General features: G+C 67.3%; 11 protein-coding genes and 1 pseudogene. 2 read left to right on the forward strand and 10 right to left on the reverse strand.

The features are described 5' to 3' along the window. A pseudogene (locus tag A5634_RS05325) lies at positions 1 to 1,559 on the forward strand (PE family protein); the annotation flags it as partial. A gap of 20 nt (positions 1,560 to 1,579) precedes the next feature. Here the strand turns inward: A5634_RS05325 and metH are convergent. Continuing rightward, a complete protein-coding gene (gene metH, locus A5634_RS05330) occupies positions 1,580 to 5,359 on the reverse strand; it encodes a methionine synthase (protein ID WP_065143040.1) in 3,780 nt (1,259 codons plus the stop codon). Positions 5,360 to 5,674: 315 nt separating this feature from the next. Between metH and A5634_RS05335 the strand changes: the two genes are divergently transcribed. Then, the gene (locus A5634_RS05335; protein ID WP_437339944.1) at positions 5,675 to 6,529 is read left to right on the forward strand and encodes a PAC2 family protein; all 855 of its coding nucleotides are present in this window, start codon (positions 5,675 to 5,677) and stop codon (positions 6,527 to 6,529) included. A gap of 18 nt (positions 6,530 to 6,547) precedes the next feature. Here A5634_RS05335 and A5634_RS05340 read toward each other — a convergent pair whose 3' ends face one another. From A5634_RS05340 to A5634_RS27035, 9 genes are all read right to left on the reverse strand, one after another. Further along, positions 6,548 to 7,732: an FAD-dependent monooxygenase gene (locus A5634_RS05340; RefSeq protein ID WP_065143041.1), complete on the reverse strand. Its 1,185-nt coding sequence runs from the start codon at positions 7,730 to 7,732 to the stop codon at positions 6,548 to 6,550. A 7-nt stretch (positions 7,733 to 7,739) separates the two neighbouring features. After that, on the reverse strand, positions 7,740 to 8,630 hold the full coding sequence (locus tag A5634_RS05345; RefSeq protein WP_065143042.1) for an SDR family oxidoreductase: 891 nt from the start codon (positions 8,628 to 8,630) through the stop codon (positions 7,740 to 7,742). Positions 8,631 to 8,653: 23 nt separating this feature from the next. Further along, positions 8,654 to 9,889, reverse strand: coding sequence for a cysteine--1-D-myo-inosityl 2-amino-2-deoxy-alpha-D-glucopyranoside ligase (gene mshC, locus A5634_RS05350; protein ID WP_065143043.1), 1,236 nt, complete (start codon positions 9,887 to 9,889; stop codon positions 8,654 to 8,656). A gap of 267 nt (positions 9,890 to 10,156) precedes the next feature. After that, entirely contained in the window at positions 10,157 to 10,945 is a 789-nt protein-coding gene (locus tag A5634_RS05355; RefSeq protein WP_065143044.1) for a 3'(2'),5'-bisphosphate nucleotidase CysQ, read from the reverse strand. Between the two features lie 31 nt (positions 10,946 to 10,976). Continuing rightward, positions 10,977 to 11,792: an SCO1664 family protein gene (locus tag A5634_RS05360; protein ID WP_065143045.1), complete on the reverse strand. Its 816-nt coding sequence runs from the start codon at positions 11,790 to 11,792 to the stop codon at positions 10,977 to 10,979. After that, on the reverse strand, positions 11,776 to 12,363 hold the full coding sequence (locus A5634_RS05365; protein WP_065143074.1) for a DUF3090 domain-containing protein: 588 nt from the start codon (positions 12,361 to 12,363) through the stop codon (positions 11,776 to 11,778). Before A5634_RS05365 ends, A5634_RS05360 begins: the two co-directional genes overlap by 17 nt. Positions 12,364 to 12,434: 71 nt before the next feature. Next, entirely contained in the window at positions 12,435 to 13,148 is a 714-nt protein-coding gene (locus A5634_RS05370) for a histidine phosphatase family protein (protein ID WP_065143046.1), read from the reverse strand. Further along, a complete protein-coding gene (locus A5634_RS05375) occupies positions 13,145 to 13,975 on the reverse strand; it encodes an undecaprenyl-diphosphate phosphatase (protein ID WP_065143047.1) in 831 nt (276 codons plus the stop codon). The genes A5634_RS05370 and A5634_RS05375 overlap by 4 nt, the downstream gene beginning before the upstream one ends. Before the next feature lie 123 nt (positions 13,976 to 14,098). Beyond that, on the reverse strand, positions 14,099 to 14,410 hold the full coding sequence (locus tag A5634_RS27035; RefSeq protein ID WP_081290207.1) for a hypothetical protein: 312 nt from the start codon (positions 14,408 to 14,410) through the stop codon (positions 14,099 to 14,101). Between the last annotated feature and the right edge of the window lie 16 nt (positions 14,411 to 14,426).

Consider the following 14,426-nt stretch of genomic DNA (forward strand, 5'->3'; position numbering starts at 1 on the left):
CCGGCGGTACCGGAGGTGCGGGTGGGCAGGCCGGGCAGCTGATCGGCTCGGGCGGTACCGGCGGCAGCGGCGGCACGAGCAACATCACCGGCGGCGCGGGAGGCGCGGGCGGCAACTCAGGGGTGCTGGGTAACGGTGGCAACGGCGGCAACGGCGGGGCTGGGGTGGTCACCGGCGGCAACGGCGGCACCGGCGGCAACGGTGTGCTGATCGGCAACGGCGGCAACGCCGGCAGCCTCGGCACCGGCGGCGTGACGCCGGGCAAGGCCGGCCTGGGCGGCATCAGCGGGCTGCTGCTGGGAGCGGACGGCTTCGGCGCCCCGATCAGCAACAACCCGATCCACACCCTGCAACAAGATGTCCTCGACATCGTCAACCAGCCGGTACAAGCCCTGACCGGACGCCCGCTGATCGGCAACGGCGCCAATGGAATCCCGGGCACCGGTACGGCCGGCGGCGACGGCGGCAAGTTGTTCGGCAACGGCGGCAACGGCGCACACGGTGCGACCAACACCGCCACCGGCGGCGCTGGCGGAGCCGGCGGGGCCGGCGGGGCCGGCGGCGGCTTGTTCGGGCACGGCGGCACCGGCGGGTCCGGCGGCATCGCCACCGGCATCAACGGGGTCGGCGGCACCGGCGGGGCCGGCGGCTCAGCCCTGCTCAACGGTGCCGGTGGCACCGGCGGATCCGGCGGTCAAGCCCTGGTCACCGGCGGTAAAGGCGGCGCCGGCGGGCAGGGCGGCAACGCCGGGGCGCTCACCGGCGCGGCCGGCACGGGCGGACACGGCGCCGGGCCCGGCGCCACCGGGGTGGGCGGCGCCGGCGGCACCGGCGGCCTGTTCTCCAACGGTGGCGTCGGGGGGATCGGCGGATCCGGCGCCGCGGGCGGGGCCGGCGGCAACGGAATGTTGTTCGGCGACGGCGGCACCGGTGGAGCCGGCAGCTTGGGCGGCAACGGCGGCAACGGTGGCAACGGCGGAGCCTTCGGCGCCGGCGGCACCGGCGGTGCGGGCGGCTCGGGCGGTAACAACGGCGGCGTCGGCGGCGCTGGTGGCAATGCCGGCGTACTGTCCTCCGGCGTCGGCGGCGCTGGCGGGTCCGGTGGGGCCGGCACCTTGACCGGTGGGGCCGGCGGCGCAGGTGGTAGCGCCAGCCTCCTGTTCGGATCTGGCGGTGCGGGCGGCACCGGCGGGCATGGTGGCGCAGGTGGTGCCGGCACCAATCTGGGCGGCGCCGGCGGCGCCGGCGGCAAAGCTGGTCTGCTCATCGGCTCGGGCGGCGCTGGTGGGGCCGGCGGATCCGGCGCCAACGCCAACGGCAACGGGACCGGCGGTGCCGGCGGGACCGGCGGTAATTCCGGGGCATTCGGCAGCGGCGGTGACGGCGGCGCCGGCGGGTTCGGGGCAACCACCGCCGGCAAGGGCGGAAACGGCGGCAACGCCGTGCTGATCGGCGACGGCGGCAACGGCGGCAACGCCGGAAAGGCCGGCGGCACAGCCGGCACGGGCGGCACCGGCGGGCTGCTGCTCGGCAACGACGGCAACGACGGGAAGGCCTAGCGCCGGGCGTTCCCGGCGGCTCAGTCCTCCGGGTTGTACCCCAGGTTGGAGCTGAGCCAGCGCTCGCCTTCCTGCAAAGTCCAGCCCTTGCGCTTGGCGTAGTCGGCGACTTGGTCCTGAGCCATCCGGCCGACCACGAAGTACTGCGACTGCGGGTGCGAGTAATACCAACCGCTGACGGCGGCGCCGGGCCACATCGCCATCGACTCGGTCAGCTCGATGCCGGTGCGCTCCTGGACGTCCATCAACTTCCAGAGCGTCGCCTTCTCGGTGTGCTCGGGGCAGGCCGGGTAACCGGGAGCAGGGCGGATTCCGACGTACTTCTCGCCGATGAGTGCCTCGTTGTCCAGGTGTTCGTCTGGCTGGTATCCCCAGAATTCCTTACGGACCCGTTCGTGCATCCGCTCGGCGAACGCCTCCGCCAGCCGGTCGGCCACCGACTCCAGCAGGATCGCGCTGTAGTCGTCGAGAGCTTCCTTGAACTCCGCGATCTTCTCCTGGCTGCCGAGCCCTGCGGTGACCGCGAAGGCGCCGATGTAGTCGCTGAGCCCAGTCTTTTTGGGGGCGATGTAGTCGCCCAGTGACCGGTTCGGGATGCCCTCTCGATGCTGACCCTGCTGGCGCAGGTTGTGCAAAGTGGTCAGCACCTCGGTGCGCGTGTCGTCGGTGTAGACCTCGATGTCGTCCCCGACGGCGTTGGCCGGGAAGAAGCCGATGATGCCGTTGGCAGTCAGCCACTTCTCCTTGATCAACGTGTCGAGCATCTCCTGGGCGTCGTCGTACAGCTTGCGGGCAGCCTCCCCGGAGGCGGGGTTGTTGAGGATGTCGGGGAAGCGCCCCTTCATCTCCCAAGCGTTGAAGAAGGGCTGCCAGTCGATGTACTCGCGTAATTCGGCCAGGTCGTAGTCAAGAAACTCCCGAACGCCAACACCCTGGACCGGTACCGGCGGTGTGTAGCCCTCCCACTCGATCGGCGTCCGATTCGCGCGGGCCTTCTCCAGCGTCATCATCGGCCGCTCGTTCTTCTGGGCATGCCGTTCACGCAGGGCCGCATAATCGGCCTCGGTGGACTCCAGCAGCGCCGGCCGCTGCTTGTCGTCGAGCAGCGCGGCAGCGACGGGCACCGAGCGGGACGCGTCCTTGACCCAGACGACCGGACCGCTGCGGCGCGGCGAGATCTTCACGGCCGTGTGCGCGCGCGAGGTGGTCGCGCCGCCGATCAGCAGAGGGATCTTCATCCCCTCGCGTTCCATCTCGACCGCGAAGTTGGACATCTCGTCCAGCGACGGGGTGATCAGGCCGGACAATCCGATCATGTCGGCGTTGTGCTCTTTGGCCGCGTCCAGGATCTTCTGCGCGGGCACCATCACACCGAGGTCGATAACCGTGTAGTTGTTGCACTGCAGTACGACCCCGACGATGTTCTTGCCGATGTCGTGGACGTCGCCCTTGACGGTTGCCATCACGATGATGCCGTTGGTGGACTCGGCGTCACCAGGTTGCTTCTCCGCCTCGATGAACGGCAGCAGGTAGGCCACAGCCTTCTTCATCACCCGGGCGGACTTCACGACCTGGGGCAGGAACATCTTGCCCGAGCCGAAGAGGTCGCCGACGACGTTCATACCGTCCATCAGCGGTCCCTCGATCACCTCGATCGGGCGACCGCCCGCGGCCGCGATCTCGGCCCGCAGTTCCTCGGTGTCCTCATCGACGTTGGCGTCGATGCCCTTGACCAGGGCGTGCGTGATCCGCTCCCGGACCGGGAAGTTGCGCCATTCGGCCGCGACCGGGTCTTCGGATTTTTCTGTTTTGTTGAACCGCTCAGCGATCTCCAGCAGCCGCTCGGCCGCATCCTCGCGACGGTTCAGCACGACATCCTCGATCCGCTCCCGCAGCTCGGGATCGATCGAGTCGTAGGGCACCAACGCGCCGGCGTTGACGATGCCCATGTCCAGGCCGGCCTTGATGGCGTGGAACAGGAAAACCGCGTGGATCGCCTCGCGGACGGGGTTGTTGCCCCGGAACGAGAACGACACGTTCGAGATACCGCCGGAGATGTGCACCCCCGGGAGGTTCTCCTTGATCCAGGCGCAGGCCTCGATGAAGTCGATCCCGTAGGTCGCGTGCTCCTCGATGCCGGTGGCCAGCGCGAAGCAGTTCGGGTCGAAGATGATGTCCTCGGGCGGGAAGCCGACCTCCTCGGTCAGGACCCGGTAGGCGCGTCCGCAGATCTCCTTGCGTCGCTCCAGGTTGTCGGCCTGCCCCGTCTCGTCGAAGGCCATCACGACGACGGCCGCGCCGTACTTGCGGCACAGGCGTGCCTCGCGGATGAACTTCTCCTCGCCCTCCTTCATCGAGATCGAGTTGACGATCGGCTTACCCTGCACGTTCTTCAGGCCAGCCTCGATGACCTCCCACTTGGAGGAGTCGATCATCACCGGGACGCGGCTGATGTCCGGCTCGGACGCGATCAGCTTGGTGAACCGGTCCATCGCCGCGACGCCGTCGATCATGCCCTCGTCCATGTTGATGTCGATGACCTGCGCACCGACCTCGACCTGCTGTAGGGCAACTGACAGCGCGGTGTCGTAGTCCTCGGCCTTGATCAGGTTGCGGAACCGCGCGGAGCCGGTGATGTTGGTGCGCTCACCGATGTTCACGAACAAAGAGTCGTCGGTGATATTGAGCGGCTCGAGGCCCGAGAGCCGGGTGGCCAGCGAGATGTGCGGCACTTCCCTCGGTCTCAAGCCCTCGACGACCTTGGCGATCTCGGCGATGTGCGGCGGCGCCGTGCCGCAGCAGCCACCGACCATGTTGACCAGCCCCGCCTCGGCGAACTCGGCGATATAGCTCGCCTGACGCTCCGGGTCCTCGTCGTATTCGCCGAAGGCGTTGGGCAGGCCGGCGTTCGGGTAGCAGGAGACGAAGGTGTCCGCGATCCGGGCCATCTCGGCGATGTAGGGCCGCATTTCCGGCGCGCCCAGGGCGCAGTTGAGGCCTACCGCGATCGGCTTGGCGTGCCTGATCGCGTTCCAGAATGCCTCGGTGACCTGACCGGACAATGTCCGCCCGGAAGCATCGGTGATGGTGCCCGAGATGATGATCGGCCAGCGGCGTCCACGCTCTTCGAACAGCGTCTCGACGGCGAATACCGCCGCCTTGGCGTTCAGCGAGTCGAAAATCGTCTCGATGATCAGCAGGTCGGCACCGCCGTCAACCAGGCCGTTGGCGGCTTCGAGGTAGGCGGCGACCAACTGGTCATAGGAGACGTTGCGGGCGCCCGGGTCGTTGACGTCCGGCGAGATCGACGCGGTGCGCGTCGTCGGTCCCAGCGCGCCGGCTACGTAGCGCGGCTTCTCCGGGGTGCTGAATTCGTCGCAGGCCTTGCGGGCCAGCGCGGCGCCGCTGTAGTTCAGCTCGTAGGCCAACTCAGCCATGTTGTAGTCGGAGAGCGAGATCGCGTTCGCGTTGAACGTGTTGGTCTCGAGGATGTCCGCGCCGGCCTCGAGGTACTCGCGGTGGATTCCCTCGATGATGTGCGGCTGCGTCAGGTTGAGCAGATCGTTGTTCCCGATGAGATCGCTGGGCCAGTCCTTGAACCGTTCGCCGCGGTAGCCGGCCTCGTCGGGCCGGTCCCGCTGGATCGCGGTGCCCATCGCGCCGTCGATCACTATGATCCGCTGGCGCAGAGCGGCCGTCAGTTCATCGGTGCAGTCGGGCCGAATGTTGGGCTCAAAGGTTTTCGACGCAGAAATGCTCGTCTCGGTGGCGTTTACAGCGTTCACGTACGTTCCTTCCATAGCGGAAGGCGTCCTTAACTCTGCCGAGCGTGGCGGATACCGGAAAGGGACCGAATCCCCCCAGGAACCGTTGCAACGCCTCTCGACGGTAAAAGTCTACGTCGTCACTCGAAGTCTGGACGCCCAGCTCGACCCGACCCGCTTGCCGATCGCGGCACCATCGAGCGCCGGCTCGCGAATCTCGTCGTCACACGACAAGGATAGTCGGCCTATAGATCACCGACCGCGTCAACCGCACGTCCCGATCGGCTGCGCAAATCCAGGCCGTAGGCTGAATTCGTGACTTTGCCGGATGGCACGGGCGACGCCGACGAACTGCTGCCCCAACTGCACAACACCGTGGTAGTGGCGGCGTTTGAGGGCTGGAACGACGCCGGCGATGCGGCCAGTGACGCGGTGACCCACCTGTCGGCCAGCTGGGACGCCTTGCCGATCGTGGAGATCGACGACGAGGCCTATTACGACTACCAGGTCAATCGTCCGGTGATCCGCCAGGTCGATGGCGTCACGCGCGAGTTGGAGTGGCCGGCCATGCGGATCTCGCACTGCCGACCGCCCGAGAGTGACCGCGACGTCGTGCTGATGCACGGCGTCGAACCCAACATGCGCTGGCGGACGTTCTGCGACGAACTGCTGGCCATCATCGACAAGCTCAACGTCGATACGGTCGTCATCCTCGGAGCACTGCTGGCGGACACGCCCCACACCCGGCCGGTGCCGGTTTCGGGCGCGGCGTACTCGTCCGACTCGGCGCGGCTGTTCGGCCTCGAGGAAACCCGCTACGAAGGCCCGACGGGCATCGCCGGGGTCTTCCAATACGCCTGCGTGGCGGCCGGCATCCCGGCGGTGACCTTCTGGGCGGCGGTGCCGCACTACGTGTCGCACCCACCCAACCCGAAGGCGACGGTGGCGCTGCTGCGTCGCGTCGAGGAAGTGCTCGATATCGAGGTACCACTGGGCGACCTGCCCGCCCAGGCCGAGGCGTGGGAGCGGGAGATCACCGAAATGACCGCCGACGACGAAGAGTTGGCCGAGTACGTGCAGTCCCTAGAGGAGCACGGCGACGCCGCCATCGACGTCAACGAAGTCATGGGCAACATCGACGGCGACGCGCTGGCCGCCGAGTTCGAGCGCTACCTCAAACGCCGCCGCCCGGGGTTCGGGATCTAGCTCGGGTAACCGTCGGATTCACCCGCGGTCGGGTGCTCCTCGGCGCAGCGTCGCGACGACGGTCGTCGGTTCACCGGCAAGCGTCGTGGTGATGAAGCGATTGACCAGCGGGCGCCACGTAAACCGCAACGCAAACCGGCGCGACCGGCCAGGCAGCGTCCAAGGACCCGTAGCACGGATGATGTCTTGTTTTTCTTCGACCACCGGCCGCCAGAGTTGGTCGTAGAAGTCCAGCGCCCGTTCGACCGACGACGTCGTGCGGAACTGTTCGGCCAGCACATAAGCGCCGGCGACCGCCAGTGAAGCGGCGTGGGAAGCCAGCGGCGACACGGCCGCACCGGCGTCACCGATCAGGACCACCCGGTCTTTACTCCAGCTCGGCATGACGACCTGCGCCACCGCCTCGCAGTACATTTCGTCCGGCGGCGGACAGCGCTCGAGTATGTCCGGCACCAACCAACCCATATCGGCGAACCGCTCCCGAACAGCGGCACGGGGATCTGCCGGCAGTTCTGGGTCGGCTGCGTCGAACAACGCAAAGACCGCGGCGCGACCCTCCGGCAGAAAGAACAGGTCCAGGTGACGATCGATGGTGTCGGTCACCGCGAATTGCTCGATGTCCGCTGCACGGCTGATATCGGAGGCGTCGAAAGTAAAAGCGGCGCAGTGAAATCCGAGATATCGCAGATATTCCGAGTCCGCTCCGAACACCAGATTCCGAACCGTCGAGTGAATGCCGTCGGCGCCGATCAGCAGGTCGGCCTCGATGGTGACCTCGCCCCCGGCCAGGGTCACCGTCACCCCGTCGTCGCGGTTGGCAATGCCGGTAACCTCGGCGCCGAACCGGACATCGACGTGCTCGGACAGATTGTCCCGCAACGCTTTCTCCAAGTCGGACCGCAGCATGCTGGACACCCGGCCGCCGAGGCCCTTGGCGATCTGGTTATAGGGCAGGTCTGCTTTCTGGCGACCCTGATCATCGACCAAGGTGGCGACGTCGATGCGATAAGACACATCCTTGATGGCGGGCAAGACGCCGATCTCCTCCGCGGCCTCGTATCCGGAACCGAAGAAGTCGATCAAATAGCCCGCTGGGCTTGGCGCGAGTGCCCGCTCAAGCAGCACCACCTCGGCGCCCAAACTCGACATGCGCTCCGCCGCGGCCAACCCGGCAATTCCGGCACCGCACACGACAACCTTCACGGCGCGGTCAAGACGTCGGCGGGGGCTCTAGGCCCTGGGTGTAGGCGCTGGTGAAGCGGCCCAGGGCGGCGATCTGCGCGTCCATCTTGGGCATCACCTCTGCCGCGGTCCTGCCGACCGAAAGTTCGCCGAGGCGGGTGGACAACACCGGCTTGAGCCAGCGGAACGCCGCCACCCACTGCGGGCAGTAGACGTGAGACTTGCGGCCCTCGATGCCCCGGACAAAAGCGTCGGCGCACTTGTTGACCGAAGTGGTCTTGCTCAGCGGCCAAGGCAGCCTGGCCAGAAGTTCGCCGAAAGCGGGTAAGTCGCCCTTGGTGTCTCGGACCAGCGCGGTGTCGATCCAAGACATATGAGCCGAGCCGACGCCGACGCCGTGCTGAGCGACCTCCAAACGCAGCGCGTTGGCCAGGTGTTCGTTGCCCGCCTTGGACATGTCGTAGGGGGCCATCCCCGGAGCCGCGGCAAACGCGGCCAACGACGAAACGACAAGCACGTAGCCGCGCCGGTCGATGATCGCCGGCAACGCGGCACGCACGGTGTAGAAGACACCGAGCAAGTTGACGTCGACGACCCGCTTGAACGCCTCCGGGTCGATATTGAGTACCGAGCCGTAGCTGGCGATACCGGCGTTGGCCACCACCACGTCGATCCCACCGAACTTCTCCACGGCCTGGGCGGCAACGCCCTGCATAGCGGACAGGTCGCGCACGTCGGCCACTGTTGTCAGCACGCGGCCGTCGCCCCCGAGTTCGGCCGAGATAGAGGTGAGCTCCGCTTCGCCGAGGTCGGTCAGCACCAGCTTGGCGCCCTTGTTATGCAGCCGGCGCGCAACTTCCGCGCCGATACCGCGGCCCGCACCCGTGATGACGACGACTTTGTCCTGCACCGATCCCATGGCGGAAAACGTACCACCGGCCCCTAGAGCGCGACTCCCAGCAACGCATCGACCGCGGTCGCCACCGTGCTCGGCGCGGCCTCGTCGTGGCCGCCGTATTCCAATGCGTCGGTGGTCCAACCATCCAGTGCGGCAATCGCTTTGGGGGTGTCGAGGTCGTCGGCCAGGTATCTGCGGACCCTGCCGATGACGTCGGTGGCGTCCGGGCCGGCCGGCAGTGCCGTCGCCGTGCGCCAGCGGTGCAGCCGGGTGCTCGCCTCGTCGAGAACCTGCTGGCTCCAAAAGCGGTCGGCGCGGTAGTGCCCGGCGAGCAAACCGAGCCGGACCGCGGCGGGATCGACGCCCTGGGACCGCAGTTTCGAGACCAGGACCAGGTTGCCGAGGCTCTTGGACATCTTTTGCCCGTCCCAGCCGATCATCCCGGCGTGTACGTAGTGTCGGGCGAATCTGCGCTCACCGCTGACACATTCGGCGTGCGCGGCGGTGAACTCGTGATGCGGGAAGATCAGGTCGCTGCCGCCGCCCTGGATGTCGAGTTCGCTGCCGATGCGGCTGAGCGCGATCGCCGCGCATTCGACGTGCCAGCCGGGCCGGCCGTCGCCGAAGGGCGACGGCCAACTGGGCTCGCCGGGCCGGTTGACTCGCCACAGCAGCGCGTCGAGTTCGTCGGTCTTGCCGGGCCGGCGCGGGTCGCCCCCTCGCTGCTCGAACAGGTCGAGCATGGTGTCGCGGTCATAGCCCGACTCGTAGCCGAACTGCAGGGTGGCGTCGGCGCGGTAGTAGACGTCCTGGTATTCGTCGTCGACGACGTAGGCCGCCCCGGAAGCGACCATCTTCTCGACGAGTTCCACCATTTCGGCGATGGCTTCGGTGGCCCCGACATACTCCTGTGGCGCCAGCACCCGCAGCGCCGTCATGTCGTCGCGGAACAGCGCAACCTCGCGCTCGGCGAGGTCACGCCAATCGATGCCGTCGCGCTGGGCACGCTCGAACAGCGGATCGTCGACGTCCGTGACGTTCTGGACGTAGTGCACATCGTGGCCGAGGTCCAGCCATAGCCGGTAGATCAGATCGAACGCGAGGTAGGTAGCGGCGTGGCCGAGATGCGTTGCGTCATAGGGGGTGATGCCGCAGACGTACATGGTCGCTTTGGTACCGGGGGTTACCGGGCGGACCTGCCGGTCAGCGGTGTCGTAGAGCCGCAACTCGGGGCCGCGTCCGGGTAACGCCGGGACCGGCGGAGAAGACCACGACCGCATGCGTCGACTTTAAGCCCGGCGACGATGCGGGCCGCGCAGCGGGCTGAGGAGAAGCCGGGCCATCAGGTCCAGCCCGGCGACGATGCGGGCCGCGCAGCGGGCTGAGGAGAAGCCGGGCAATCAGGTTCAGCCCGGCGACGATGCGGGCCGCGCAGCGGGCTGAGGAGAAGTGTGAAGCCACGGTTTTGCGTGTGCGTCTGTGGCGGTGTTTTCGCGATTTTCCCGCCGTGGCTGCACACGGAAAGCCTCAGGCGCACACTCGATTGCTTACCACCAGGACTGCCGGATGGCGTCGAGCAGGATGGGCGCCAGCTCGGCCCGGCACATCACGAAATCCGGCAGATACGGGTCCAGCTGGTTGTACATCATCGGCGATCCGTCCAGTCGCGACGCGTGCATACCCGCAGCAAGCACTACCCCCGCCGGCGCCGCCGAATCCCACTCCCACTGACCGCCCGCATGCACATACGCGTCGGCAACGCCGTCGATCACCGCCATGGCTTTGGCGCCCGCCGACCCGATCCGCACCAACTCGATGTTCACGATCTGGCGGATGCGGTACACGACGGCCGGCGGCCGGGTAGCGCTGACCGCGATCCTGATGACGTCCGGGATGCCGACACGCGCCGCATCCGCGGTGACGGTGTCGCTGCGGTACACGACGTTCCCGCGCGCCGGCAGGGACACCGCCGCGTCGGTGATCTGCCTGCGGCCGTTGGTGGGTCGCTGCCACAACGCGATGTGAACCGCCCAGTCGTCGCGACCGGGGGTAGAGAACTCGCGGGTGCCGTCCAACGGGTCGATGATCCAGACGCGGTCGGATTTCAGCCGAACCAGATCGTCGTAAGCCTCTTCGCTGAGCACGGCGTCGCCCGGGCGTTCGTCACGTAGCCGACGCAGGATCAGTGAATTCGCCCGGCGGTCACCGGCGTCACCAAGTTCCCACGGGTAGTCGAACCCGATCTCCTCGCGCACCGCGAGCAACAACTCCCCCGCGTCCGCGGCGAGATCAGCGGCCAGCGCGGCGTCCGTCAAGTCACTCGCGGCCGGATTCACCGACCCAGTATCGCCGACGGCAGTTATGGACTCAGAACGCCGGCCACGGTATCGGGCGATGCCGATTGGGCCCAGGCATGACGGGATTGTCGAGCAGCGCGTGGGTGCGCCGTTTCAGTGCGGCAATTTCTGCGCTGGTGATCCGGCCCGCGAGCTCTTCGGCAAGCGGACCGCGCAGTGCGTCAGCCAACCCCGCCACCGCGTCCAGAGTCTTCTCGTCGATGCGGTCACCGGCCCAGCCCCACAACACTGTGCGCAGCTTGTCCTGGACGTGCAAACTCAGGCCGTGGTCGACCCCGTAGACGCGGCCGTCGACTGCGAAAAGGATGTGGCCGCCCTTGCGGTCCGCGTTGTTGACCAACACGTCGAACACCGCCATCCGCCACAACCGGATGTCGTCGGCGTGCATCAGCAGGACCTCGTCGCCGGCATAGTCGTAGGCCCGCAACACCGGCAGATAACCCGGTTGCGGCTTGCGGGTGGGAAACAGATCGACCAGATCGGGGCCTTCGCGGGGATCGGAGTCGACCGCGTCGCCGGGTTGCTGCACCCATAGCTGCAGCATGCCGGGTCCCGCCGGCCCGTTGCGAATGATGGTGTGCGGCACGATATCCCAGCCGAGATAGGTCGACACCAGGTACGCGCCCAGTTCCCGGCCGGCAAGCGTTCCGTCGGGAAAGTCCCATAGCGGTTGCTCGCCGGAGACCGGCTTGTAGACGCAGTGCACGCTGGTCGAATTCAGCGATGCCTCGCAGAGAAACGTGGCGTTGCTGGCGGAGCGGATCCGTCCCAGGACAGTCAACTCGCCGTCGCGCAACACCTCATCTTCGTCATCCTTCGGTGTCATCACTTGACCCGAAGAGCGCCTCGCGCCGGTAGCCGTTGGTGCGTGCGCAGATATGCCCTTCCGGGTCCAGCGGTTCGTCGCACAACGGGCACGGCGGACGGCCGGCCGAGATCACGCGGTTGGAGCGGGTGGCGAATTGTCGCGCCGACTCCGGCGTCAGGAACACCCGTACCGCGTCGGGGCCCTCGTCGGTGTCATCAAGTACCACCGAGGCGTCAAACTCCGCGTCGGTGACGGCAAGCAGTTCAACCACCACGGTCTGCGCCTCGGAATCCCAGCCCAGTCCCATCGTCCCGACCCGAAATTCGGCGTCTACCGGCATGACCAGTGGGCTCAGGTCGTCGACCTCGGCGGGTTCGGGCGGCACCGGGGTGCCGAACCGGCGATTGACCTCGAGCAGCAGCGCGCCGATGCGCTCGGCCAGCACCGCGACCTGCTGCTTCTCCAAAACCACGGAGACCACCCGCGCGTCGTGCACCGCCTGGATGTAAAAGGTGCGATTTCCGGGCTGCCCGACAGTCCCGGCGACGAAGCGGTCGGGTGTGCGGAAGACGTGAATAGCGCGGGCCATGGCATTTCCAAAATACCGTGCAGACACGATCGCCGTGCGCTTCGGATACACCTGGGCCCGTCGAGTGCCGACTACTCGGTGGAACCGCCGACCACGGCGTCACCGGCGGGCACCTCGCCGTCCGCGGAGGGCTTGTCTTGCTGTGGTGGCGGTGCGCCGCGCAGTCCCGCGGACAACCGCGCCCCGGTGTGGTTGACGTGCAATACGAACGGCCGCAGCGGGGTGTAGCGGATCACGCTCACCGACGCCGGGTCGGCGTTGACCCGTTGGAAGCTGTCCAGGTGCATGCCGTAGGCGTCGGCGATCAACGACTTGATCACGTCGCCGTGGGTGCAGGCCACCCACAGCACGTCGGTCCCGTGTTGCTCGGCCAGGCGACGGTCGTGCTCTCGCACCGCGGCGACCGAACGTGCCTGTACCTGTGCCAGGCCTTCCCCGCCGGGAAACACCGCGGCGCTGGGATGGGCCTGGACCACGCGCCACAATGGCTCGTTGACCAGATCACCGAGCTTGCGGCCGGTCCATTCGCCGTAGTCGACTTCGGCCAGACGGTCCTCGACCAACGGTTCCAGGCACAGCGCCTCGGCTAGCGGTTCCACGGTGCGACGACAACGCAGCAGCGGAGAGGTCACCACCGCCCGGATCGAGAGGTCGCCGATGCGATCGATCAGTCCCGCGGCCTGTTCGCGGCCCTTGTCGTCGAGATCGACGCCCTCGGCGCGACCGGCCAGCACGCCGGCGGTGTTGGACGTCGACCGACCGTGACGCAACAGCAAGACAGTCATGTGGCCGCAACCGTTCCGGTGGCCAGCAGGACCAGGACCGCCGCGCCGGCGGCCACCCGGTAGCCGACGAACCAATACATGTTGTGCCGCACCAGAAAACGCAGGAACCACGCCACAGCGGCCAGGCCGATCACGAACGCGATCAGGGTGGACGCCAGCAATTGCGGACCGGTCGCGCTCATCCCCTCGGTGACCGGGTGGAAGGCGTCGGGCAGGGAGAACAGGCCGGAGGCGAACACCGCCGGGATGGCGAGCAGGAAGCCGAATCGGGCGGCCAGTTCGCGTTCCAGCCCGAGGAAGAGCCCGGCACTGATGGTCGCACCGGACCGCGACACACCGGGCACCAGCGCCAGGCACTGCGCGACCCCGACGGTGATTGCATCGCGCCAGTTCAGTTGCTCAATGTCGCGGGTTTGCCGTCCGAGGTATTCGGCGAGCGCGATTACCGCTGAGAACACCAGCAGGGCCGTCGCCACCACCCACAGATTGCGCACACCGGAACGGATGACGTCCTTGAACAGCAGACCCAACACGCAGATCGGGATGGTTCCGATGATGACGTACCAGCCCAGCCGATAGTCGGCGTTGCGCTGCGACTTCACGAACAGGCCGTTGAACCAGGCCCGCAGGATGCGCACGATGTCGCGTGCGAAGTAGACCAGCACCGCGGCCTCGGTGCCCAGTTGGCTCACCGCGGTGAAGGAGGCGCCGGCGTCGCCGCTGAAAAAGACGCGGGACACGATCGCCAGATGTCCTGAGGATGACACCGGCAGAAACTCGGTCAAGCCCTGGACCACGGACAGAACGACGACCTGGCTCCAGGACATCGGCACAACCGCAGACACGACGACGACCGTACCTGGTGACCCGCTGCGCCCGGCTACGCCGCGCTTGCGATCACCACGGGATTTGGTGGTGACCCGCTGCGCCCGGCTACGCCGCGCTTGCGATCACCACGGGGCGCGAGCGACCGGGACCGCGCGAGCGACCGAGTCACGCACAGCGGCGGCTAGGCTTCGTTCATCGGTGAGATCGATGTCCCGGACGCTGCGCGCCGCCCGTGCGACGACATCTTCAGCCTGCGGGACCGGCCCCGCCAGACGGGGGCGGTAAATTTCGACGATTAGCGAACGATGCTCGACATGGAAGGAAAAACTGCGCCCATCTCCGACTTGTCCGTATCCACTCGCGAAAATGCCTGGCGTGATGTCTTCAACAGCAAACCCTTGGTCCGCAGCAGGCCGACCAGCGGTGACGGTCATTTTGTGAGAATACCTC

The sequence above is a fragment of the Mycobacterium asiaticum genome (assembly GCF_001673365.1).
GTDB classification, from domain to species: domain Bacteria; phylum Actinomycetota; class Actinomycetes; order Mycobacteriales; family Mycobacteriaceae; genus Mycobacterium; species Mycobacterium asiaticum_A.

Bases quoted from the DNA above. Each gene is read 5' to 3' on its own strand.
- A5634_RS05345 (WP_065143042.1), bottom strand. From the start codon at position 8,630: ATGGGATCGGTGCAGGACAAAGTCGTCGTCATCACGGGTGCGGGCCGC.
- A5634_RS05375 (WP_065143047.1), bottom strand. From the start codon at position 13,975: ATGTCCTGGAGCCAGGTCGTCGTTCTGTCCGTGGTCCAGGGCTTGACC.
- metH (WP_065143040.1), bottom strand. From the start codon at position 5,359: ATGGAAGGAACGTACGTGAACGCTGTAAACGCCACCGAGACGAGCATT.
- mshC (WP_065143043.1), bottom strand. From the start codon at position 9,889: ATGCGGTCGTGGTCTTCTCCGCCGGTCCCGGCGTTACCCGGACGCGGC.
- A5634_RS05360 (WP_065143045.1), bottom strand. From the start codon at position 11,792: ATGACACCGAAGGATGACGAAGATGAGGTGTTGCGCGACGGCGAGTTG.
- A5634_RS05365 (WP_065143074.1), bottom strand. From the start codon at position 12,363: ATGGCCCGCGCTATTCACGTCTTCCGCACACCCGACCGCTTCGTCGCC.
- A5634_RS05370 (WP_065143046.1), bottom strand. From the start codon at position 13,148: ATGACTGTCTTGCTGTTGCGTCACGGTCGGTCGACGTCCAACACCGCC.
- A5634_RS27035 (WP_081290207.1), bottom strand. From the start codon at position 14,410: ATGACCGTCACCGCTGGTCGGCCTGCTGCGGACCAAGGGTTTGCTGTT.